The following is a 21,116-nucleotide window of genomic DNA, read 5'->3' as shown; positions in this document are numbered from 1 at the left end:
AGGCGCCGCCCGCCGGTACCGTCGTTCGGTCCCGTCACTTGGCCCCCTCGTTCGGCCCCGTCGTTCGGCCCCGTCGTTCGGCCCCGTCGTTTGGCCCCCCACCGGTGGGGAACCCGGGCCGGGAGGAGGCGGGTGTCATGCGTTTCCGGGATCGCCGGCAGGCCGGCCGGGAGCTGGCCGCCGAACTCCTGAGGCGGGCGGAGAAGGGCGAGCTGACCGACCCGCTCGTCCTGGCCCTGCCCCGTGGCGGTGTCCCCGTCGCCGCCGAGATCGCCCACGCCCTCAAGGCCCCGCTGGACGTGCTGGTGGTGCGCAAGATCGGAGCGCCGGGCCGTCCGGAGTCCGGGATCGGTGCCGTCGCGGGCGACGATCCGCCGTTCTTCGACAAGAGCTCGCTCGCCGTTCTGGGGCTCACCGAGGCGCAGCTCACTCAGGCCGTGGCCGATCAGCGGGCGGAGGTCCACCGCCGCGAGGAGCGCTACCGCGCCGGACGCCCCGCGCCGCGGATCCGCGGCCGCACCGTGATCCTCGTGGACGACGGACTCGCCACCGGTGTCACCGCCCGGGCCGCCCTTCGTCACCTGCGCGGACAGGGGGCCGCCGGCCTGATCCTCGCCGTACCGGTCGGCTCCCGCGCCGTCGAGACGCTGCACGAGGAGGCCGACGACGTCATCTGCCTCTACGAGCCGGAACTCTTCTACGCCGTCGGAGAGTGGTACGAGGACTTCGAGCAGCTCTCCGACGACGAGGTGATCGACACCCTGCGCTGACGCCGGGCTCTGCCGGTGCGCGGCGACGCTGTGTTGCGGGCCCCCGTACCCGGTGCGACGGTGTACCAGGGGGCGTTGCCGAAGTAGCGGCCTGGCAGGGGACAGCCTTGCCGGCGACGGCACCACGCGTCGATACACGGCTGAAGCGCGCCCCACCATCCTTGGCGCCCGGCACCCCGTGAGTCGGCGCGCGTCCACGAACCGGGGGATGCGCACAGAAAGCGGGAAATTCAATGGCGAACGGACCCATGGACAGGCGCGCCTTCGGCGAGCAGCCGGATCGGCCCGATGCCCCCTTCACGGGACGGGGCGCGGAGTACACCGGGCGGTACGTGATCCTGCTCGACCAGAGCAACCAGGAGAGCGGATTGGAGGCCCTGCGTGCCTCCGCCGACATCGCGCCGGTGGAGCGTATACGCGGGACCGACGCCGCGAACGTCGCCGAACTCCTGGAGCGCCCCGACGTCTCGGTGCTCTTCGAAGAACTGGGCGCCGCCGTCGTCGAAGTGCGGCCCGACCAGCGCCACGCGCTGGTGACCACGGCCGAGGCGGAGCCCTCGATCATCGCGGCCGAGCCGGAGCGCATGGTCTACGCCTCGGTGATCACCGCTCCCCAGCAGGCGCCGACCGCGTTCTTCCCGGCCTACCGCAGCGACGAGGGAGTGGTGGAACGCCACACCAAGGCCGAAATCGCCGCGGCCCAGGGCCCGGCTTGGGACGAGCGGAACTGGACCTGGGGCCTCCAGGCGATCCGGGCCAACATGTCCAGCCTGACCGGGCGCGGTGTGAAGATCGCCGTGCTCGACACCGGCGTGGACACCGACCACCCGGACCTCGCCGGGCGCATAGACGAGACGGTCTCCTTCGTGCCCGGCGAGACCGTCGAGGACGGCCATGGCCACGGCACGCACTGCATCGGCACCGCCGCCGGTCCGGCCAGTCCCCAGCAGGGGCCCCGCTACGGCGTGGCAAGCGAGGCCCGGGTACTCGCCGCGAAGGTGCTCAGCAACGCGGGCAGCGGTACCGACGGCCAGATCCTGGCGGCCATGGCCTGGGCCGTCGCCCACGGCGCGCGGGTGATCTCCATGTCGCTCGGCGCCGCGGTCCAGCCGGGTGAGCTCTTCCCCCAGACCTACGAGCAGCTGGCCCAGCGTGCGCTCCAGCGCGGGACAGTGATCGTCGCCGCCGCGGGCAACGAAAGCAGCCGCCCCCAGGCCATCAGGCCGGTCGGCCGACCCGCCAACTGTCCCTCCATCCTCGCGGTGGCCTCGCTGGACAGGGCACTCACGGTGTCGTCCTTCTCCTCCGCGGGCATCAACGGCCAGGGCGGCGAGGTCAACATCGCCGCGCCCGGCAGGGCCGTGCACTCGGCGGCCCCTGGCGGCGGGTACCAGTCGATGTCGGGCACCAGCATGGCCACACCGCACGTCGCGGGTGTCCTCGCGCTGCTCGCCCAGGCCGCCCCCAACGCCTCTGCGGAGGATCTCAAGGCCAGTCTGCTGTCCAGTGCGTTCCCGCTGACGCAGCCCGTCAGGGACGTCGGCTCGGGCCTGCTCCAGGCCCCGTGAGCGAGTCGCCCTCTTCCGGGCCGGTCGGGGTCATCCTTTCGGTCGACCCCGACCGGTTCGCGGAGGTGGTCGAGGCCGCGCGAGGGGCCGGGCTGACGGTCACGGGCGAGCAGGCGATCCTCGGCACGCTCTCCGGCACCATCGCGGAGGACCGGATCCCGGCCCTGAAGGCGGTCGCCGGCATCGAATCCGTCGACAGGGACCGCACCGTCCACCTCCCCCCGCCCGACGCCCCGATCCAGTGACCCAAGGAGACGCCCCGGGCCCGAGCCCGGGGCGTCGATCTCGTTCCGTCGCACCGCTCTCGCAGACGCTGCGCGAGTGGACCTCACAGGTCCGGGCCCGGTTACCACCGGACGGGTCGACCGCTCACGGCATCGATCGCGACGTCCTGCTGTCATGCCGCGGGCACAGCCCACCCGACGGGGTCGCGGCTTTCGACGTCGTAGATCACCTGGTCGGGACGGGTGCCCCGTTCGACAGCGAACGTGATCTTCCCGCGAAGGCACGAGCCGGGCCGCACGGCGGCACTTCCGGTGGGGTACTCAGGCTTCGGCACGCCGGATCCGCTGAACAGCGGGGCCCGGCCCCGGGTCCCGTCGGGGAAGCCGAGGGACCAGGGTGTCTGGGAAGCCATCACCGTGGTGCTGGTCGCGTCGGCGCAGAGCCGGACGTCGAGGGTGGCCCACACGGGGTGCGGGACGTCGGTGACGTCGTCGGACAGGGTGGCGCCCTTCGCCGGCTGGGTGTAGCCCATGACGGTCGTGGTGCCACTGATGTGGCTGCCGTCGGTGTCCGTGTCGCTCCAGTGGTGTCCGACGCCGATCTTGAGCGCCCCGGCGGCGGGTACGGGCTTGGCCGTGGCCTGCTTCGGCCTGGCATCCGGCTCGTCGGTGTGGCCGGGACCTGCGCAAGCGGTGGCGGCGAGCAGCAGAACGACGGCGCAGATGGTGGTGCGGGCGTGCAAAGTACCCCCAGGACTGACGCGTGCTGAGGGATCATCATGCGTCGCGTGAAAGCCCTGTGGGGGCGTTGTGCCTGTCTTGTGATGTCAACGGCCTCGACCGCTCGTCACGCGCGTGAGGCGTGCCCGACGTCGTCACGCCAGCGGATCGAGGAAGGTCAGCACCGAGGCGTCCTCTTCGATCAGCGGAATGAGGGCGGCGTTGAAAGGGCCGCCGTACGGGGCGTTCAGGTGCGCCTGGAAGGCGTCCTCGTCCCGGTACACCTCGAAGATCCAGTAGGCGCGCGGGGCGGCTGCCTTGGTGTAGACGTCGAAGGTGATGTTGCCTTCTTCCTCGCGCACCTTCAGGGCGTAGTCGCCGATCAGGCGGGCAACCTCGTCCTGCGCTCCCTCGCGGGCGGTGAACTCGGCGAGCAGGGTCTTCTTCACGGTCTCGTGTCCTTGTCAGTTGTGGGCGTCACTTGAGGGCGTCATTTGTCGGCGGAGTCGAGGTGCCGGACGACGGCCTTGTCCGGCTTCACCGTCAGGCGCCACCGGCGGTCGTCAGCTGTGCCAACTGGTCACGCCACGGCGGATTGGGACCGGCGACCGAGCAGGTCAGGGCCGCGACCCGGGCACCGAACCGGCAGGCTTCCGCGACCTCGTCGAGACCGAGATCGGTCAGCCGGCCACCGAGGAGTCCGCGGGCGCCGAGGTGATGCAGCAGGCCGGCGGTGAAGGAGTCCCCCGCGCCGACCGTGTCGACCACCCGCGTGGCCACAGCGGGCACCCGCAGTCGTTCGCCGTCGAGCGAGGCCAGGGCGCCGCCGGCGCCGAGCGTGATCACGACGAGCCGCACCCCCGCGGCATGCCAGATGTCGCACGCCTGCTCGGGCGGGGTGCCCGGCAGGAGGAGTTCCAGGTCGTCCTCGCTCAGGCGCAGGATGTCGGCGAGAGCGCACCAGTGCGCCAGCCGGGCGCGGTAGACCTCGGGGCGCACCAGCAGCGGCCGGACGTTGGGATCGATGCTGATGGTGGCCCGCGGAGCCGCCGCTGCCAGGAACTCCTCCACCGCCGCCCCGCCGGGTTCACGGACCAGCGCCAGCGACCCGGTGTGCACACAGGCCGTTTCGGACAGATCCACCCCCGCCAGTTCCCCTGGAGTCCACTGCCAGTCGGCCGTGTTCTGCGCGTGGAACGAGAACGCGGCCTGCCCGGTGGCATCCAGCTCCGCCACGGCCAGCGTGCTGGGCTCGGCGGCGGCGACGGCGTACGACAGGTCGACGCCGGACTCCTCCAGGTGGGCCCGGAACAGGCGGCCGAACACATCCCCGGACAGCCGCGCCAGGAAGCGGGCCGGCGTGCCCAGCCTGGCCAGGGCCACCGCCGTATTCGCGGGTCCGCCGCCAGGCAGCACCCGCAGAGCAAGTTCGTTCGAGGCGTTTGCCGGTTCGGTGAAGGCGTCCGCGACGCACTCTCCCAGAACAGTGATCTGACGCGGGCTCATGGGCTGCTCTCTCTCGGCAAGGCTCGAAACGGATCGGAACGGCTCTGAACGACTCTGAATGGCTCTGAACGGCTCTGAAAGGTCGGGCATGGGGCCTCGCGGCGACGCGGCCAGAGACCTGCCGCACGGAGACCACGGCTACGGACGTTGCCGATTTGTGACGAGTGGAAGGCATTGACGTTGCCTGGATCCGGAGTCCATCATCCTCGCCAGGCAGTGTCAACGATGACATAAGTCAACGATGACACCCCGGGCGGCGTGTCCTGATCCCAACCCCGTGCCGCCCGCTATCCCACAGGAGTCGATCATGTCTCGCACCACTCGCCTGTCCTCCTCGCTCCTCAGAGCCGCCGCGGTCACGGGCGTCGCGGCCCTCACTCTGACGGCCTGCGGCTCCGGCTCCGGCTCCGGTTCGGGCTCCAAGAGCTCCGGCTCGGGCAGCGTCAAGGTCGGTCTGATCACCAAGACCGACACCAACCCGTTCTTCGTGAAGATGAAGGAGGGCGCGGAGAAGGCCGCCAAGGAGAACGGTGTCCAACTGTCCACCGCGGCGGGCAAGTTCGACGGGGACAACGCCGGGCAGGTCACCGCCATCGAGAACATGGTCGCCGCCGGGGTGAAGGGCATCCTGATCACCCCGAGCGACTCCAAGGCGATCGTGCCCGCCATTCAGAAGGCCCGCGCCAAGGGTGTCCTGGTCATCGCCCTGGACACCCCGACCGAGCCGGAAAGCGCGGTCGACGCACTCTTCGCCACCGACAACCTCAAGGCCGGCCAGCTGATCGGCGAGTACGCCAAGGCCGTCATGAAGGGCAAGAAGGCGAAGATAGCCGCCCTCGACCTGGCGCCGGGCGTCTCCGTCGGCGTCCAGCGGCACAACGGTTTCCTGAAGGGCTTCGGCGCCACCGACAAGGACGTCGTGTGCGCCCAGGACACCGGCGGCGACCAGGCCAAGGGCCAGACCGCGATGGAGAACTGCCTGCAGAAGGCGCCCGGCATCAACGTCGTCTACACCATCAACGAACCGGCCGCCCTGGGCGCGTACACCGCGCTGAAGGCCAAGGGCCGGGAGAAGGACGTGCTGATCGTCTCCGTCGACGGCGGCTGCACCGGCACCCAGGCCGTCAAGGACGGCAAGATCGCCGCGACGTCGCAGCAGTACCCGCTGAAGATGGCCGCCGAGGGCGTCAAGGCCGTCGTGACGTACGCCAAGGACGGCAAGAAGGCGTCCGGTTACACCGACACCGGCGTCACCCTGATCACCGACAAGGCGCAGGACGGCGTCACGGCGAAGGACACCGGCTACGGCCTGGAGAACTGCTGGGGCTGAGCCGCCCCCTAGGCCCGTACGCGACACCGCCCCTCCCCTCAGCGGGGCGGTCGGCCCGCTCCCCGACCAGGGACGACCGCCCCCTTGTCCCGGCGGCGGGGCCTTGAGCCCTCGTCCTCCGACAAGGACCATCTGTCTTCCGACAAGGACTTCGCATGACAGCCACGACCTCGCCGTACGCCGAGCTCAAAGCACCGACCACGGCCCGCAGACTGCTCACGGCGCCGACCACCGGCCCGCTGGCCGCCCTTCTCCTGGCCTGCGCCTTCTTCTCCCTCTCGACCGACCAGTTCCTCACCGGCGGCAACTTCTCGCTGATCGTGCAGCAGGTCATGGTCGTCGGCACCCTCGCCATCGGACAGACCCTGATCATCCTCACCGCGGGCATCGACCTGTCGTGCGGGGCGGTGATGGCCTTCGGCAGCATCGTGATCGCCAAGATGGCGGCCGAGGGCTCCGTCCCACCGCTTGTCGCGATCGCTCTGGGCCTGGTCGTCTGCGGCGGCTTCGGCCTGCTCAACGGGCTGCTGGTGCAGAAGATCCCGCTGCCGCCGTTCATCGTCACCCTCGGCATGCTCAACGTGGCGTTCGCACTGACCCACATCTACTCCGAGGAGCAGACGGTCACCAACCTGCCCGGCCCGCTGACGGCTCTCGGGCAGACCTTCCCGCTCGGCCACACCGACATCACCTACGGCTCCCTGGTCACCATCGCCCTGTTCCTCCTCCTCGCCTACGCGCTGAGCAGCACCGGCTGGGGCCGGCACGTCTACGCCCTGGGCAACAGCGCCGAGGCCGCCCGGCTGAACGGCATCCGCACCTCCCGCCTGACCATCGGCATCTACACCGTGGCCGGCCTGCTGTACGGCATCGCCGCCCTGCTGCTCATCTCCCGCACCGGAGTCGGCGACCCGCAGGCCGGACAGACCGACAACCTCGACAGCATCACCGCCGTGGTCCTCGGCGGCACCAGCCTCTTCGGCGGACGCGGATCGGTCCTGGGCACCTTCATCGGCGTCCTCATCGTCGGCGTGTTCCGCAACGGCCTCCAGCTGATGGGCGTCGCCTCCATCTACCAGACCCTGATCACCGGAGTCCTGGTGATCCTCGCGGTGACCGTCGACCAGCTCTCCCGGAAGAAGGCCCGATGACCGCCACCTCCTCCCCCACGCCCGTGCTGCAGGCCCGCGGCCTGGTCAAGCGGTACGGCCAGGTCACCGCCATCGACGGCGCCGACTTCGATCTGCTGCCCGGCGAGGTCCTCGCCGTCATCGGCGACAACGGTGCCGGCAAGACCAGCCTGATCAAGGCGCTCACCGGCGCGGTGGTCCCCGACGCGGGCGAGATACGGCTGGGCGGCGAGCCCATCACCTTCTCCGGTCCGCAGAGCGCCCGCGCCCACGGCATCGAGACGGTCTATCAGGACCTCGCCGTGGCCGCCTCCATGGACATCGCCTCGAACATGTTCCTCGGGCGCGAGCTGCGCCGACCCGGCGTTCTCGGCAGTGTCTTCCGCATGCTGGACAAGAAGCGCATGCGCCAGGAGGCCGCCGAGCACATGGCCGACCTGAAGATCGGCCTGCGCTCGCTGACGCAGTCGGTCGAGACGCTCTCCGGCGGACAGCGGCAGGCCGTCGCGGTCGCCCGTTCCGTCGCCTGGGCCCGCAGCGTCGTCGTCATGGACGAACCCACCGCCGCTCTCGGCGTCAAGGAGTCGGGCCAGGTCCTGGACCTCATCCGCCGAGTCCGCGACAAGGGCATGCCGGTCGTTCTGATCAGCCACAACATGCCCCACGTCTTCGAGATCGCCGACCGGATCCACGTCCACCGGCTGGGCCGGCGTGCCGCCCTGATCAAGCCCTCCGATTACTCCATGGCCGAGGTCGTCGCCATCATGACCGGCGCGCTCAGCATCGACGAGGCCGGAGATACTGTCGTAGCGGATTCGGAGGCCGCCAAGGCCGCCGGAGTACAGGCCACCTGACAGCACAACCCAGCTCTCGCAGTTTCCGGCCGAGGCCGCGGCCGGAATCGAGAGCCCTCAGGAGACGGTTTCCTCCATGGCAGCGAACCGCCGCCCTACCCTGGCCGACGTCGCCCGAGAAGTCGGCGTCAGCGCCAAGACGGTCTCACGCGTCCTCAACGAGGACGGACCCGCCTCCGCGCAGACCAGGGAACAGGTACTCGCCGCAGTGGCCAAGCTCGGCTTCCAGCCGAACCTCATGGCCCGCAACATCCGCGTCGGCGGCCCGGACACCACCATCGGCCTGGTCATTCCCGACCTCGCCAACCCCTTCTTCGGAGCTGTGGCCCGTGCCATCGAGGACACCGTCCGCGAACGCGGACTGACCCTGCTCATGGGCTCCTCCGCGGACGACTCCGAGCGCGAACGTGCCCTGACCGACAAGTTCCTCGCCCGCCGCGTCAGCATCCTGATCGTCGTTCCGTCCGTCGGCGCCGACCACTCCCACCTCAAGTCCCATCGCACGGCGGGACTACCCGTGATCTTCCTCGACCGACCCGGAGTCGGCCTCGCCACGGACAGCATCGTCAGCTCCAACCGTGCCGGCGCCCACGACGGCGTCACCCACCTCATCGCCCACGGACACCGGCGCATCGGCTTCGTCGGCGACCTGCCCCCGAAGCTGTACACCCGTCGCGAGCGTCAGGCCGGTTACCGCTCGGCACTACAGGAAGCCGACATCCCCTACGACCGCTCGCTCGTCACCAACGCCCACGACCAGCGGGGCGCCGAGACCGCGACCGCCCAACTCCTCGGCCTGGCCGATCCCCCCACCGCCCTGTTCGCCGGCAACAACATCATGGCGCTGGGCATAGTCGCCGAACTGGCCCGCAGCAAGCGCAAGGACGTCGCCGTAGTCGCCTTCGACGACGTGGCACTCGCCGAGGCACTCGAGCCGGCCCTGACCGTCGTCGCCCAGGACGCGGAAGAAATCGGCAGAACGGCAGCGACCACCGCGCTGACCCGCCTGGACGGGGACCGCTCCCGAGCCCGCACCATCACCGTCCCCACCCACCTGATCGTCCGAGGCTCGGGCGAACTCCCCGTCCCCGCGTTACAGGAAGCGTGACTTGGAGTCGGCACCGAACCGCACGGCTGCCGGCACCAGGTGATCGGCATCCTGACGCCGCACGCCCCGCGCCACCGACGGACGCCGTCGGGGTGGGAGGCGCGCGGCGTTCTCGACGCGGGACGTCTTCGAGTGAACACAGCCACAGCGCCTGGGCGCTGATCTCGCCCCCGGCCGAGGCGGCCCCGGCTGGAGGGGACCCCGGCCGGGGCCTGCCCCATGTCTTGAGCGTCCGCGAAGCCACCCGCGCCGCCACCGGGCACCGTCCCGCCGGTGGGGGCGCGGGCCGCACCAGAGCGACAGCAAAACGGGGATTCTCATGGCCGAAACCATCCGGTCCGCACATAATGGGCCAGCAGGAGGCATCTCCACCAAAAACGAACAGCAATTCGAAGGGTCCGTACATGGCGTTACCTATGGGGGGCGGCGGATCCGCTCAACGGCCGGGGCACGGTCACTGGCCGGCGGCGAGTCTTCTCGGCGGACTCTCCGAGGAACCGCGCGAGCAGATGATCCGGCTCGGGCGGCGGGTGCGCTTCGAGCGGGGCGAACGGCTGCTACGGGAGGGCGAGTACGGTTCCTATGTGTTCCTCCTGCTGAGCGGCTGGTACAAGGTGCTGGCCAGGACGCCGGACGATCGCGAGGCGCTGTTGGCGGTCCGGGCAGGTGGTGACCTCGTCGGCGAGCTGGCCTGTTTCGACGCCCAGCCCCGGGTCGCCACGGTCGTGGCCGCCGGCAGGGGCAGCGCGAAGCTGATAGGCCGGCAGCAGTTCCTGGATTTCCTCGCGGCGTACGAGGAGTCGGCGCAGGCCGTGATGTGCGCGGTGGCCGGGAAGCTGCGCTGGGCGACACGGCGACGGCAGGACTTCGGCAGCTGCCCGGTGGGGACACGGGTGGCCCGGGTCCTGCTGGAGTTGGCCCGGGCGTACGGGCGTCCCTGCGCGACCGGGGTCTCGATCGGGGTTTCGCTGACCCAGCCCGAGTTGGCGGAGCTGGTCGGCGCCTCCGAACCGAGTGTGCACCGGGTACTGCGTTCCCTGCGCGAGCGGGGCGTCGTCGAGACCGGCTACCGCCGGGTCCTGGTCAGGGACCTCCCAGAACTCACGATCGCCGCCGACGGGGACGCCGCTCAACGGATCGTCCCCGCGAGCACCAGCCACAGGGTCGCCGCGACAACCATCGCGCCCACCCAGGCGAGAGCGCGGCTGGTGTAGACGTTCTTCAGCGCGGCGATCCTCGCGATGGCGTGCGCGGTCGCCCATGCCTGGGCCGCCAGCCGACCGTTGTCGGCCCCCGCGTGGTCCGCCGCGTCCAGGGAGAACCTGTTCGGCTCCGAGTGCCGCCCCGTACGTGGCCGGATCACCTGCACGAGCAGGTATCCCGACACGGTGAAGGTGACCACGTAGGCGAGGGACGCCAGCCAGAACAGTACGGCCGGCAGGTCGGTCGGTGCCGGAGCGCCGACCGACCCGATCTGCGCGGACACCACTGCCGCGAGCCCCACATGCACCGTGACCAGGGTCCCCGCCTTGGCATCCGCCTGCTGCGTGACCTGCTGGAACGACGCCATCGCGGCAACCGCCGCCGCCAACTCCCGGGCAGCCGGGTCGTGTTCGGCCATCACTCAGTGGCCACCGTGATGGAAGTGGTGGCCGGGGTCGTGGTGTCCCGGATCGTCGTGATGGAGATCGTGGTGGCCCGGATCGGGGTGGTACGGGTCCGGGTGGTACGGGTCGGCGTGATCCAGGTCCGGGTGGTACGGGTCGGCGTGATGCAGGTCCGGGTGGTACGGGTCGGCGTGATGCGCGTCCTGATAGTGCGGGTCAGCGTGACCCAGGTCCGGGTGATGCGGGTCGGCGTGATGCGCGTCCTGATAGTGCGGACCGGTGTGATGGGGATCGGAGTGGTACGGGTCCCCGTGATGCGCGGCAGCATGATGCGGGCCCGGGAGCCGGGGGGCTCCAGGGGGACCGCTCGCGTGATGACCGCTCGCGTGATGACCGCTCGCGTGATGACCGCTCCCGTGGTGGTCGCCCGGCTGGTGCCGCTGCCGCCCCGGGTAGTGGCCGTCGGTGCGATCGGCGTCGCGCGGATCCGCCTCGTCCGGGCCGTCGAAGTCCCCGCCCCCGCCCCCGTACGAGACACCGGTGTCAGGGCCGGTCAGCGCCCACTCCCGCAGCGTCTGACCGTGCGAAACCACCGCGGCCGCCACGTGAGCGGCACCCAGCGCCGGTACGACGAACTCACGCATCGCCGTACGGCCAGGCGAATGTCCCCAGATCACCGGCTCCGGCCGGGAATCCCGGACGGGAGCCGAGGGCGGCACATGCAGCCAGGCACCGCAGCCGAAGTCCTTCTTCACGACGGCCACGTCGATCCGGTGGAACCCGGCGGCCAGACCGCGCCCGTCGGGCAGGATCACGTCCCGGTACATCTCGTCCGGCACGGCCAGCGCCAAGTCGCTGCCGTCTTCGTTTTCGAGGGCGTCGCGCAGTCCGTCCGCGTCGACGAGCCGGTTGACCAGCACCACGGAGTCGCCCAGGTAACCGCGGTCGGCCCGGGAGACCGACCCCAGCGCGAGAGCGGCCCGCATCCGCATCCGGCCGAAGGCACCGGGCGTGCGGTTCGCCTGGTAGAGGCCGTCACGCAGGCCGAGGATCAGCGCCGGGACCACACGTACGGCGTCGATCCCGGCCGGGAAGACGACCAACTGGCCGTCCCCCTGCACCTGCTGCTGGGCACGGACGCGCAGCACCCGGGCCCGGCGCAGCGCGTGCTCGACCACGAGCCGGAGCCGGTACTGCGCGTCCTCCTGCGCGCGGTAGCCGTGACGGCTGTACTGGCGCAGGTCCACGGCCAGGCACAGCCGCCTGCGGTAACGGGCCATCACATCCTCGTCAACTCGGCGACCAGGTCACCGATCTCGTCGTCGGCGCGGCCCAGGAGCCCGTCCAGCCGGTTCAGTTCGCCGCGGCGCCGCTCGACCGCCTCCTCGCCCTGGTCCAGGACCTGGCGGGCGGAGGCCACACTGCGGGTGAGTTCCTCGATCCGGAAGGACATGCCCTGCGTGATCTCCCGCTGCATGGGCTCCATGGTGTCCGCGGCGAAGGCCCGGGCGGCCTTCTGGGCCTCCTTCGGTGCGGCCAACCGCAACTGGGTGGCCATCGCGCGGCCGATCTCCTCCCGCATCTTCTTCTCCACGCGCTCACCGGCGCCCTTGCCTTGGAACAAGCCCTGACCGATCAGGGCCGCCACCAGCACGGGCAGCCCGAACGGGGTGAGCGCCCAGGCCGCGCCGATGGCGAAGGCGGGCAGGAAGGTACGCAGCGCCTCCTTCGCCCCGAACCGCGCTCCGACCAGGGCGCCCGCCGGCCCGCTGAGCACGAACCCGCCCAAGCCCGCCAGGAACTTGGTCAGCGGCTCGTCCTCCCGGCCCTCTCCCGCGTCGGCCGCCCCGGACGCCCCGTGCAGGTCGATCCGGAGTTTCTCCAGGGCCGCCTCGAAAGAGGTCAGTTCGGCGTTCATCCGCTCGGCGAGCCGTTCCAGGTCCTGCTCGATCACGGGTTTCAGCGACTCGCCCACCCAGAGGGCGACCTTCTCCTCCATGGCCTTCGCCGTGCCGCCGGCGATCTCCTCCGCCACCTGCTGGGCACGCACTTTGGCTTTCAGGAGGTTCAGGCCGAGCTTGGTGGTGATCTCCACGTCCTGTGCGACCAGCGGCGCCTCGTCGGCGACGGCCGCGAGGAAGCCCCCGAGCAGGGTCTCCACCCGGTCCTGCAGCACCCGGGTCTCGTTGCGGATGTCCAGGGTGATCTGCTGGGCCTGCGCCTCCAGTTCCCTGAGGGGCTGCTGGGCGGCGGCCCAGTTCCGTTCCAGGTCACCGCTCTCCGCTTCGAGCATCTGGAGCTCGGAGGGGATGTTGCGGCGCAGTTCCCGTGCGACGCCGCGCACGGAGCGGGCCGGGGCGAGCAGCTTGACCTTGTGCCGCTCGGTCACGAGGTACCGTTCCAGTTCCCTCTCCACCGCCTCCACGCCGGTGCGGCGGAACGCCTCGTCGTCCTCAGCCATCCGGGCGCGCAGCGCCGACTTGCCGTCGACGAAGAAGAACCGGCTCCGGTCCCGGTCCTCGCCCCGCAGATCGGTGACGCGTCGCCGGGCGGAGGCCGTGACGTCGTCGCGCTCGTGATCGTCGATGGCGTCGAAGTAGGTGAACACGAAGAACGGGTCGTGCGCGCTCAGGTACTTCTTCAGGAACGTGGACTCGCTGATGCTCATCGGGGCGATCGCGTGCTGCAGGAAGATCACCGCGTCGGCCTTGCTGAGATGCGTGAGGGTGATGTCGTCATGGGTCTCGTACGCGTTGAGGCCGGGCGAGTCGATCAGTACGACGTTGTGGCGGCACAGCTCCAGCGGCCAGACCACCTCGGCCTTGACGTACGGGCTGCGCTCGTCGGCCGACGCGTTGTTCACCGTGATGAGTTCGATGAGCCGGTCCGGGTCGACGGCCTCGGGCTCGGCCGCGTCCGCTGTCCACAGCAGCGCGGCCGGCGACTCGCCGAACCTGACCTCGGTGATAACGGCGGTGGCGGGAACCGCCTTGACCGGCAGCACCCGGTCTCCCAGGAGGGCGTTGACGAAGGTGGATTTCCCACGGTTGAAGTCGCCGACCACCATCACGTGGAAGGCCTCGTTCTCGATCCGTTCGAGCAACGCCGTCACATCCCGGACGGCGCCGTTGTTGCCGATCTGTTCGGCGGCCTTCTCCGTCCGGCGGCACATCTCGGCCAGCCGCAGCCGCTGTTCGGCGGCGGCAGCGTACCCGCCTTCTACGGTCGTCATGGGCAGGCCGTCCTCTCCTTGGTTCATTCCTGTTCCTCCTCGGCCCGTACGCCGTCGGCGAGTGCGGAGCGGATGCCGGCGGCCAGCTCCGCCGCCGCGCTCGCCAGGCTCGGCCAGTCCGTACCGGATGCCGATGTCGATTCGACCGCCGCCCGTCGGGCGTCCGCCCAGGCCTGGTGGGACTCGCGGAGCCGGGCGAACATGTCCGCGTAGACATCGCCGAGCGCGTCGACGGCCCGCCGCTGGAAGACCCCCGCGCTCTCGTCGACCGCCCGCACCAGGACGGCGTCGACCTGGCGGCGCTGCTCCTCGGTGGCGTTCCTGACGTACGCCTCGGCCAGCAGCCCGCCGACCAGGCTGAGGACGCTGCTGTAGACCATCGGCGGCGGGCCGGACCGGTCGGAGTCCGATCGCGGGCCCTGGCGGGTGGCAGCGATCAGAAAACCGAGGATCGAACCGCCCTGGGCGCCCAGCCGGGTGACCAGGCGGGTCCTGGACAGGCTGGAGACCTCGCCGGAGATGTCCGGATCGGTGGACAGCTCCAGCGTGGCGGGCAGCGGGCTGCGTGCCGCGCCCGGCAGCCTGCGCGCCACTTCCCTGTCCAGCCAGTCGGTGTCCGCGGCCATGGCCGGCAGCAGGACCGTGCGCTCGGAGCTCCGGGCCAGCAGCGACAGTTCGTGCCCCAGCCGGACCGGCAGGTCGCGTTCCCACCAGGTTCCCGGTTCGGAGGCGCGCTCCAGGTCCCAGCGCAGCCGTTCGATGATGCCGTCGCGCCCCTTCTGGACATGTTCACGCAGCCGGGCGCCCAGATGGAGCTGACGTCCCGTCATGTCTGTCCGGAGCTGCTCCCACTGCCGGTCTTCGCTCTCCCGCAGCGCCTGCGCCAGCCTGGCCCGTTCCGCCACCTCCTCTTCCGGCAGCCGGCCGACCGCGTCGGCCTCGGCGGCGATCCGGGCCATGGCCTCGCAGTGGTCCGCCACTTGGGCGGCGATCCCCCGGTCGCGCCACAGCGCCCGTTCACTGTCCCGCGCGAACCCCTCCAACAGCACGCGCAGGGCGGCGAGTTCGGACTCTCCGCCGCCGGGCACGGGGGCGATCAGCACGGGCAGGCCGGCCAGGCCGGACAGCCGATTTTTGAGGTCCCGTACGGACTCCTCGCGGTCGTCGCCGTCCACCAGGTCCAGCATGGTCACGACGACGGCGACGAAGGGTACGTGCCGACACAGGACCTCCTCCTCCAGGAGGCGCCGCTCCGTGATGCTCATCGGGGAAAGGGCCGAGACGACGAACAGCACGGCGTCGCTTCCGGCCGCGGTCCGGCGTACCTGCTCGAACTGCTCCTCCGTACCGGAGTTGACCCCCGGCGTGTCCACCACTTCGGCGTCCAGACCGGCGAGCCAGTCATCGGCCACCGCCAAGGTCACGGTGGGTTCCGGGGGCCCGGCGGGAGCACCCGGTTCCCGTTCCGCCGGGGGGCCGGTCAGCCCGTCCCAGAGGGTGTCGTCGTCGAGCTTGCGCAGTTCACGGCGGCCGTCCGGCCGGCCGAGGGTCAGCCCCTCCGCGTCGGAGACCCGGATCACCACCGGCGCCCGCGTGACCGGAAGGGATCCCGTCGGCAGCAGATCACGGCCCAGGAGCCGGTTGATCAGCGTGGACTTGCCGCGGTTGAACTCGCCCACCACCGCGATGCGGAACGCGGGTCGGCCGCGTCCGGCGGCCAGCAGGTCCAGGGCCTCCCGGATGTGGTCCTGTCCGTAGTCCTCGGCGAGCCTGCGGGCCTCCCGCAGCGAGCCGGAGGCGGTAGCGCCGACGTCGCCGACGTGGGCGGAGGGGTCGGCCGCCGGCGGGGGGCCTGCCTCGGATCGGGATGCGCTGCTCACGGGTCATGACTCCTTGAGGTCGGGGACGGTCCGGCTGGTCTCCCGGCGCAGGGAGGCGACTGCGTCGCGGCGTCGCCGGGCATCCGTCGCGGTCTTCTCGGCGTGGGCGATCCCGGCGGCCAGTTCGGCCCGCCGCCGGTCGTGGGCCGCGGTGAGGCGGGCGATCTCGTCGCGCCACTCCTCGTCGTACTGCCGGCGGAGCGCGGCGACGCTGTCGCTGAGGCCCTCCGCGACGCGCGGCAGGCAGGCGGCGGCGAGGGCGCCGATCTCATCGTGCGCGGCGGCGATGACGGGACGGGCCTGCCGCAGGAACTGCTCCCGGGTCGCGTCGGGGCCGCGGCGCCCGATGAGCGCGCCGAGCGCGCCGCCGATGACGGTGCCGATGCCCGGGGCGACCAGGCTGCCGGCCAGGGCACCGGCCATCGCGCCGCCGCCGGTGCGCCAGTTGCCACTGCTGGTCAGCTGGGTGCCGATCGCGGTGAGCGCCCGGTCGATGCCGGACATGTCCGGGGCCGGGGGCTCCGGCCACACCACCTGGGGCACCGGGGGAGCCGTCCGGGCCTCGCCGGCCAGGTCGGTCAGCACGCTGTACTGGGCCGCGAAGTCCCGGGCGAGTTCCTCGGCAGCGGCGGTCAGCACCTCGCCGGCCCGTTTCACCGCCGTGCGGACGGCTTGCTGGGCGTCCCGCCGTAAGTGGCGCCGGACCAGCCGGGACACCTCCTCCGCGGCACCGGCCAGGTCGTTGATCTTCTCGCCCGCCACCGTGTTGCCGACTTTCACCTCGAGCGTCGTACGGGACTGCGCCGAAGTCCGGGTCAGGGTGGCGGCGTTCAGCTCCGTCCTGGCCCGGTCCCGGGTGCGCGCGGCCCAGGCGTCGAGGAAGGCGGGGAGGTCCGGCAGCGTCAGGGCCGCCAGTTCGCGCTCGCCACGGCTGAGGGCGGCGCGCCGGGCCTCGGCGGTCTCCTCCACCGCCGACAGCAGCTCCGAGAGCAACCCGAGCACCGTGGCGGCGACGGCCGACCGGCGGCTGTCCGCCGCGAGCCGTGCGATCCGCGCCTCCACCTCGAGGAACGACGCGAGATGGCCGGACCCACCCGGCTCGCGGACGCCGACAGCGGTGACCTCGCCCAGCGCCTTGCCCGGGGAGCAGGGCAGCAGCAGCGGATCCGCGCATCCCAGATCCCTCAGCCGACGCTCGACCACCTCGACGGCTTCGGAGCGTTCATCTTCGTCGAGCAGGTCGAGCTTGGTGAGGACGAACGCGCACCGGTCGTGATGGTCGCGCAGCGGCCCGGTGAGAAAGTCCACCAGGGTCAGCGACATCGCCGCGACGGCGGGCACCACCACCAGCGCCACGTCCGCCTGCCGCGCCGCGGCCTCGGCGAGCTCCCGGTGTCCACGTTCCGTCACGCTGAACCCCGGGGTGTCGATCACCGTGACGCCGGGGCCCAGCAGCCGGACCGGCGAGAGCACCCGCAGACTGCCCACCTCGTCCGCCAGTGCTGTGGTCAGCACCCGCCGCAGTGCCCGCTCCAAGGTGTCAGGCCCGGACTCCCGCCCCCGCCCCGCCCACCCGGCGAACGGCGCGGACGGCCACTCCAGGACGGAGTCGTCCGTGGTACTCACCATCAGGCCCTCGGCGCCCTCGCGGTATTCCAGCACCGTGGTCGTACGTGTCGTCACGAGGGCGGAGGACGGCAGCAACCGGCGTCGCAGGAAGGCGTTGAGCAGCGTGCTCTTGCCGCTGGACGTCTCACCGAAGACCGCCACCCGCAACTGCGGGTCGGCTGCCCGCGCCTGAACCGCGAGAAGCCGGGCCCGCAGCTCGTCGGAGCGTTCGGCCGGTAGACCGAGGCTGTCGAGCAGCCCCTCGATCCACCGCAGATGCCCGGTGACCACCGAGGTCCAGCCCGCTCCGGGACCGTCCACCACCAGCTGTTCCGTCACGGCATCAGCGTATGAACGACTGGATGGTCAACTCCTCGTCACATGATGGGATCGTCGACGATCTGCGCGCGTTCGTGGACGATGGCCCTGCCACATCCCATCGGCCGGCCGGTCGGCCCGCCCACGAGTGGCGGTGGCCTGCGCACCGTCGACATTGATGTCCCCGACATCATCGACGTATTCGACGTATTCGACGTATTCGACGTATTCGACGTATTCGACGTATTCGCCGATGCGGCCGGGCCGTCTTCAGATCGGACATGTACGTCGCCCGTCAGCACCGCCGCCGCGAGGGCGATCCGTCGAGGCCGCCGACCCCCTCCGCTCTGCCAACCGAGCCACGGGGCACCGCACGAGAGGGCCGGGTGCTCACCTGCCGCAGCCCGCACCAGCTACCCATCCGACGCGTCCATGCAGGTCAGGCAGGTATCCGCCGATGCAGACCGCCCTGGCGTCAAACTCGCGAGGAGCGGATTCCGTCCGTTGGACGAAAGTTGACGCTCCAGCACCTCGCAAGGAACGTTTCCGCAGGCCAGAGACCTGCACAGGTGGGGCGGGTGGGACTCGAACCCACGGCCGACGGTTTATGAGTCCTTTGGGGATCTCGGCGACCCTTGTCGATCCATGCTCATCCTTGATGTCTTCCCAGGTCAGACGCGCTGATCAGTGTCAGTCCTGTGTGGTGCTTGGCGATGCGTTCCTGTCCTTGTGGCCCCTCAATGGCCCCTGACGCTCCTTGAATGCCCGCCCAATACACCCGGACGTCGCTCCAACTCGGCGGACGCGCGGGATGCGGTTCAGCCGGCGCTGTCCAGCGGCCGTTCGATCGGCTCGTCACCATGGACCTCGGGGCCAGCACTGGGCTCTGCGGCAGTGGGTCCGCAGGGCCCAGCCTGCGATCGGTGGGGACGGTGACGCGGTGACCCCTGGAACAATGACTTGGGCTTCGACCACGAAAAGGGCCAACAGACCAACAATATGGAGGCGGCCCTAGTGATCAGGCTCGCACGTCTCGCTGCTGAAGTTCCTTGAGCACTCCGGCGACCGTCGCGAAGTCGTTGTCCACATGGAGGACGGTGTGCCCGTGGTGGACCGCGGTCGCACACACCAACAGGTCGATCGCTCCTGCCGCACGATGCTGACCCTGTTGTGTCAACTTGTACTGGGCGGTATCGACCCAACGCCAGGCATTCTTCGGAACGGGAGAGAGCAGGCAGAGTGCGTCCAGCTCCTCCGCGAGCTCGTCCCGGTGAGTCGGACTGGTTGCCGAGTAGAGAAATTCGGCACGTGTCGGCTCGCAGAGGTGGAACACCCCGGCGGCGATGTGCCCCTCCCAGGGTGCCAGAGCTCCGGGAGTGCGGAACAGGTGCCACAGGGCGGAGGTGTCGAGCAGGTATGTGATCACTCGAAGGCCTCGCGTCGGGCACGCTTGCCTGCGTAATACGCCGCCGCAGCCTGCTCGAACTCGCCACGTGCACCGCGCGCGGCCAGTTTCTCGGCGGCGTCGAGGCGCTTGATCCGGGCCACATAGTCCCGCAGGGCCGCGTTGACCGTCTCCTTCTTCGTCGTGACGCCCATCAGCCGCATAGCCTCAGCGAGCGCCTCGTCATCGAGATCAATCTGTGTGACGGACATCGAGCACCTCCAGCATCCACGATGTATGTCATCAAGATACATTGCCAACATTGAGGTCACCACCCAAGAGCAGCCCCCTGAGGCGGTGCACTGCCTCTCGCACCGTGGAGACTGCGCCGGCTGGGGAGGCACAAGGCGGCGGACTCCCTTCCCAATGCGATGGTGCTCCACCGCGAGAGTGGACAGTGCCGGTCCGGATCGCCTACCGCGGCACCGGCGTGGCGGACCTGCACCCGGCCGACGCGGTGCTGAACCTTCCGGACGCAATGCACTCGCACGGGCTGGCCAGGCTCGCCGCGATCGAGTCCGCCCGCGGAAGCTACGCCGACGCCTGCGAGCGGATCAACGCCGTTACCGGCTCCGGCAGGTCCAGGAACTCGCTGTCAGTGCCGCGGCGGACATCGACGCGTTCTACGACGCCCTGGTGCCCGCTCCCTGCACCGACACCACGCCACTGATCTTGTCGGTCGACGGCAAGGGCATGATGATGAGGCCCGAAGCCCTGCGCGAGGACACCGCCAGGGCTGCGGCCGCCAAGGGTGGCAACGCGATGAAGACCCGGCTGGCCTCCGGGGAGAAACACGGCAGGAAACGGATGGCCACCCTGGGAGCCGTCTACGATGCCGAACCCGCTCCGCGCACAGTCGACGACGGCAAGACGACGCCGTCCGCGGCGCGGCGCCCGAGCGCCGCCAGGGGCCGAAGGCCCGGTCGAAGTGGTTGTGCGGCTCGGTGACCGACACCGCCGCGCAGGTGGTGGCCGCCGTGTTCGACCAGGCAGAGCACCGCGACACCGGCCACCGTCGTTGCTGGGACGTCCTGGTCGACGGGGCCCGCCATCAGATCGACCTCCTCAAGGCCGAAGCACTACAGCGCAGCGTGGACGTCCACATCATCGTCGACCTGATCCACGTGCTCGAATACCTGTGGCGAGCAGCCTGGTGCCTGCATGACAGCATTTCCACCGCCGCACTCGAGAAAGCCGCCCACGCCGCCGGACAGCGTGGCACCCAGCGCAAGAGCATCGACGAGGCCATGAACTACCTGTCCGGCAAGGCCGAGCACCTGCGCTACGACACCGCCCTTGAACGCGGCTGGCCGATCTCCACCGGAATCATCGAGGGAGCATGCCGACACCTGGTCAAAGACCGCCTGGACATCACCGGCGCCCGCTGGGGCCTGTCCGGAGCTGAAACCGTGCTCAAACTGCGTGCCGTCCGCGCCAACGGCGACTTCGTCGCCTCCTGGGCGTGGCACCAGCAGCAGGAATCCATCCACAACCACCAGACGCGCTACCGCGACCAGGCCATAACCACTGCCTGATCGACAGCACCCTCATGGGATCTGCCCCCTTTCACTATGCGGCACGGGACGTCGGGCATGGCAACACAGGTGACCAACGTGAAGCCTCTGGTTCAACGGACGATCTTGTGGGGAGAACCGTCCTACCAGGGGCTTTGCGGCTGTCAGCAGCCAGGGCGCCCTACTCGACCACCGCAGGGAACATCCCGCTTCAAGTCACTTTGATCAGTTTAGCGAAAATCATTTCATCGAAAAAACCTCATTGTCAGGCGTGCCTTCACCGCAGAGGGCACCGGAGCACGG

20 protein-coding genes are annotated in these 21,116 nt (G+C 70.3%); 10 read left to right on the top strand and 10 right to left on the bottom strand.

What is annotated here, in order from left to right:
- Window positions 1-137: 137 nt before the first annotated feature.
- The 3 genes from GTY58_RS29800 (at window position 138) to GTY58_RS29790 (ending at window position 2,583) form a co-directional block, all read left to right on the top strand.
- Window positions 138-770 carry a phosphoribosyltransferase gene (locus tag GTY58_RS29800; protein ID WP_010987112.1) on the top strand — a complete coding sequence of 211 codons (633 nt, stop codon included), beginning with the start codon at window positions 138-140 and terminating at the stop codon, window positions 768-770.
- Window positions 771-1,003: 233 nt separating this feature from the next.
- Window positions 1,004-2,338, top strand: a complete 1,335-nt coding sequence (locus GTY58_RS29795; protein WP_010987111.1) for a S8 family serine peptidase — start codon at window positions 1,004-1,006, stop codon at window positions 2,336-2,338.
- A complete protein-coding gene (locus GTY58_RS29790; protein ID WP_010987110.1) occupies window positions 2,335-2,583 on the top strand; it encodes a hypothetical protein in 249 nt (82 codons plus the stop codon). The genes GTY58_RS29795 and GTY58_RS29790 overlap by 4 nt, the downstream gene beginning before the upstream one ends.
- 152 nt (window positions 2,584-2,735) lie before the next feature.
- Here GTY58_RS29790 and GTY58_RS29785 read toward each other — a convergent pair whose 3' ends face one another.
- The 3 genes from GTY58_RS29785 to GTY58_RS29775 form a co-directional block, all read right to left on the bottom strand.
- Complete coding sequence (locus GTY58_RS29785; RefSeq protein ID WP_010987109.1) at window positions 2,736-3,305, bottom strand: hypothetical protein; 570 nt, start codon at window positions 3,303-3,305, stop codon at window positions 2,736-2,738.
- A 132-nt stretch (window positions 3,306-3,437) separates the two neighbouring features.
- Entirely contained in the window at window positions 3,438-3,731 is a 294-nt protein-coding gene (locus tag GTY58_RS29780) for an antibiotic biosynthesis monooxygenase family protein (RefSeq protein ID WP_010987108.1), read from the bottom strand.
- A gap of 94 nt (window positions 3,732-3,825) precedes the next feature.
- Window positions 3,826-4,788: a carbohydrate kinase gene (locus GTY58_RS29775; RefSeq protein ID WP_010987107.1), complete on the bottom strand. Its 963-nt coding sequence runs from the start codon at window positions 4,786-4,788 to the stop codon at window positions 3,826-3,828.
- A 307-nt stretch (window positions 4,789-5,095) separates the two neighbouring features.
- Between GTY58_RS29775 and GTY58_RS29770 the strand changes: the two genes are divergently transcribed.
- From GTY58_RS29770 to GTY58_RS29750, 5 genes are all read left to right on the top strand, one after another.
- A complete protein-coding gene (locus tag GTY58_RS29770; RefSeq protein WP_010987106.1) occupies window positions 5,096-6,118 on the top strand; it encodes a sugar ABC transporter substrate-binding protein in 1,023 nt (340 codons plus the stop codon).
- A 155-nt stretch (window positions 6,119-6,273) separates the two neighbouring features.
- Window positions 6,274-7,269, top strand: coding sequence for an ABC transporter permease (locus tag GTY58_RS29765; protein WP_010987105.1), 996 nt, complete (start codon window positions 6,274-6,276; stop codon window positions 7,267-7,269).
- Window positions 7,266-8,102 (top strand): ATP-binding cassette domain-containing protein, encoded by an 837-nt coding sequence (locus GTY58_RS29760; protein ID WP_010987104.1) that lies wholly within the window; start codon window positions 7,266-7,268, stop codon window positions 8,100-8,102. Before GTY58_RS29765 ends, GTY58_RS29760 begins: the two co-directional genes overlap by 4 nt.
- A 76-nt stretch (window positions 8,103-8,178) precedes the next feature.
- A complete protein-coding gene (locus GTY58_RS29755; RefSeq protein WP_010987103.1) occupies window positions 8,179-9,210 on the top strand; it encodes a LacI family DNA-binding transcriptional regulator in 1,032 nt (343 codons plus the stop codon).
- 509 nt (window positions 9,211-9,719) lie between these two features.
- Window positions 9,720-10,424: a Crp/Fnr family transcriptional regulator gene (locus GTY58_RS29750; RefSeq protein WP_010987102.1), complete on the top strand. Its 705-nt coding sequence runs from the start codon at window positions 9,720-9,722 to the stop codon at window positions 10,422-10,424.
- Here GTY58_RS29750 and GTY58_RS29745 read toward each other — a convergent pair.
- From GTY58_RS29745 to GTY58_RS29715, 7 genes are all read right to left on the bottom strand, one after another.
- On the bottom strand, window positions 10,340-10,831 hold the full coding sequence (locus GTY58_RS29745) for a hypothetical protein (RefSeq protein ID WP_037645493.1): 492 nt from the start codon (window positions 10,829-10,831) through the stop codon (window positions 10,340-10,342). The two genes, GTY58_RS29750 and GTY58_RS29745, sit on opposite strands and share 85 nt — an antisense overlap.
- Before the next feature lie 3 nt (window positions 10,832-10,834).
- A complete protein-coding gene (locus tag GTY58_RS29740; RefSeq protein ID WP_010987100.1) occupies window positions 10,835-12,097 on the bottom strand; it encodes a hypothetical protein in 1,263 nt (420 codons plus the stop codon).
- Window positions 12,097-14,049: a dynamin family protein gene (locus GTY58_RS29735; RefSeq protein ID WP_159029004.1), complete on the bottom strand. Its 1,953-nt coding sequence runs from the start codon at window positions 14,047-14,049 to the stop codon at window positions 12,097-12,099. Before GTY58_RS29735 ends, GTY58_RS29740 begins: the two co-directional genes overlap by 1 nt.
- Before the next feature lie 23 nt (window positions 14,050-14,072).
- Window positions 14,073-15,929 (bottom strand): dynamin family protein, encoded by a 1,857-nt coding sequence (locus GTY58_RS29730; RefSeq protein WP_010987098.1) that lies wholly within the window; start codon window positions 15,927-15,929, stop codon window positions 14,073-14,075.
- Between the two features lie 3 nt (window positions 15,930-15,932).
- Window positions 15,933-17,876, bottom strand: coding sequence for a dynamin family protein (locus GTY58_RS29725; protein WP_048894205.1), 1,944 nt, complete (start codon window positions 17,874-17,876; stop codon window positions 15,933-15,935).
- Between the two features lie 997 nt (window positions 17,877-18,873).
- On the bottom strand, window positions 18,874-19,281 hold the full coding sequence (locus GTY58_RS29720) for a PIN domain nuclease (protein WP_010987096.1): 408 nt from the start codon (window positions 19,279-19,281) through the stop codon (window positions 18,874-18,876).
- Window positions 19,278-19,511: a type II toxin-antitoxin system VapB family antitoxin gene (locus GTY58_RS29715; RefSeq protein WP_010987095.1), complete on the bottom strand. Its 234-nt coding sequence runs from the start codon at window positions 19,509-19,511 to the stop codon at window positions 19,278-19,280. The genes GTY58_RS29720 and GTY58_RS29715 overlap by 4 nt, the downstream gene beginning before the upstream one ends.
- Window positions 19,512-19,935: 424 nt before the next feature.
- Here GTY58_RS29715 and GTY58_RS29710 point away from each other — a divergent pair, with 424 nt between their 5' ends.
- Both GTY58_RS29710 and GTY58_RS29705 read left to right on the top strand, forming a co-directional pair.
- Window positions 19,936-20,247: a hypothetical protein gene (locus tag GTY58_RS29710; protein WP_137865172.1), complete on the top strand. Its 312-nt coding sequence runs from the start codon at window positions 19,936-19,938 to the stop codon at window positions 20,245-20,247.
- The gene (locus tag GTY58_RS29705; protein ID WP_052082295.1) at window positions 20,244-20,834 is read left to right on the top strand and encodes a hypothetical protein; all 591 of its coding nucleotides are present in this window, start codon (window positions 20,244-20,246) and stop codon (window positions 20,832-20,834) included. Before GTY58_RS29710 ends, GTY58_RS29705 begins: the two co-directional genes overlap by 4 nt.
- The last annotated feature ends 282 nt before the right edge of the window (window positions 20,835-21,116 follow it).

The sequence above is a fragment of the Streptomyces sp. SID5469 genome, assembly GCF_009862865.1.
Taxonomy (GTDB): Bacteria; Actinomycetota; Actinomycetes; order Streptomycetales; family Streptomycetaceae; genus Streptomyces; species Streptomyces avermitilis.
Note: the sequence above shows the minus strand (reverse complement) of the source record. Positions and strands in the feature narration are given on the sequence as shown.

Excerpts from the sequence above, each read along its gene's own strand:
- GTY58_RS29800 (WP_010987112.1), top strand. The coding sequence starts at position 138 with ATGCGTTTCCGGGATCGCCGGCAGGCCGGCCGGGAGCTGGCCGCCGAA.
- GTY58_RS29795 (WP_010987111.1), top strand. The coding sequence starts at position 1,004 with ATGGCGAACGGACCCATGGACAGGCGCGCCTTCGGCGAGCAGCCGGAT.
- GTY58_RS29775 (WP_010987107.1), bottom strand. The coding sequence starts at position 4,788 with ATGAGCCCGCGTCAGATCACTGTTCTGGGAGAGTGCGTCGCGGACGCC.
- GTY58_RS29770 (WP_010987106.1), top strand. The coding sequence starts at position 5,096 with ATGTCTCGCACCACTCGCCTGTCCTCCTCGCTCCTCAGAGCCGCCGCG.
- GTY58_RS29765 (WP_010987105.1), top strand. The coding sequence starts at position 6,274 with ATGACAGCCACGACCTCGCCGTACGCCGAGCTCAAAGCACCGACCACG.
- GTY58_RS29760 (WP_010987104.1), top strand. The coding sequence starts at position 7,266 with ATGACCGCCACCTCCTCCCCCACGCCCGTGCTGCAGGCCCGCGGCCTG.
- GTY58_RS29755 (WP_010987103.1), top strand. The coding sequence starts at position 8,179 with ATGGCAGCGAACCGCCGCCCTACCCTGGCCGACGTCGCCCGAGAAGTC.
- GTY58_RS29750 (WP_010987102.1), top strand. The coding sequence starts at position 9,720 with ATGATCCGGCTCGGGCGGCGGGTGCGCTTCGAGCGGGGCGAACGGCTG.
- GTY58_RS29745 (WP_037645493.1), bottom strand. The coding sequence starts at position 10,831 with ATGGCCGAACACGACCCGGCTGCCCGGGAGTTGGCGGCGGCGGTTGCC.
- GTY58_RS29740 (WP_010987100.1), bottom strand. The coding sequence starts at position 12,097 with ATGGCCCGTTACCGCAGGCGGCTGTGCCTGGCCGTGGACCTGCGCCAG.
- GTY58_RS29735 (WP_159029004.1), bottom strand. The coding sequence starts at position 14,049 with ATGACGACCGTAGAAGGCGGGTACGCTGCCGCCGCCGAACAGCGGCTG.
- GTY58_RS29715 (WP_010987095.1), bottom strand. The coding sequence starts at position 19,511 with ATGTCCGTCACACAGATTGATCTCGATGACGAGGCGCTCGCTGAGGCT.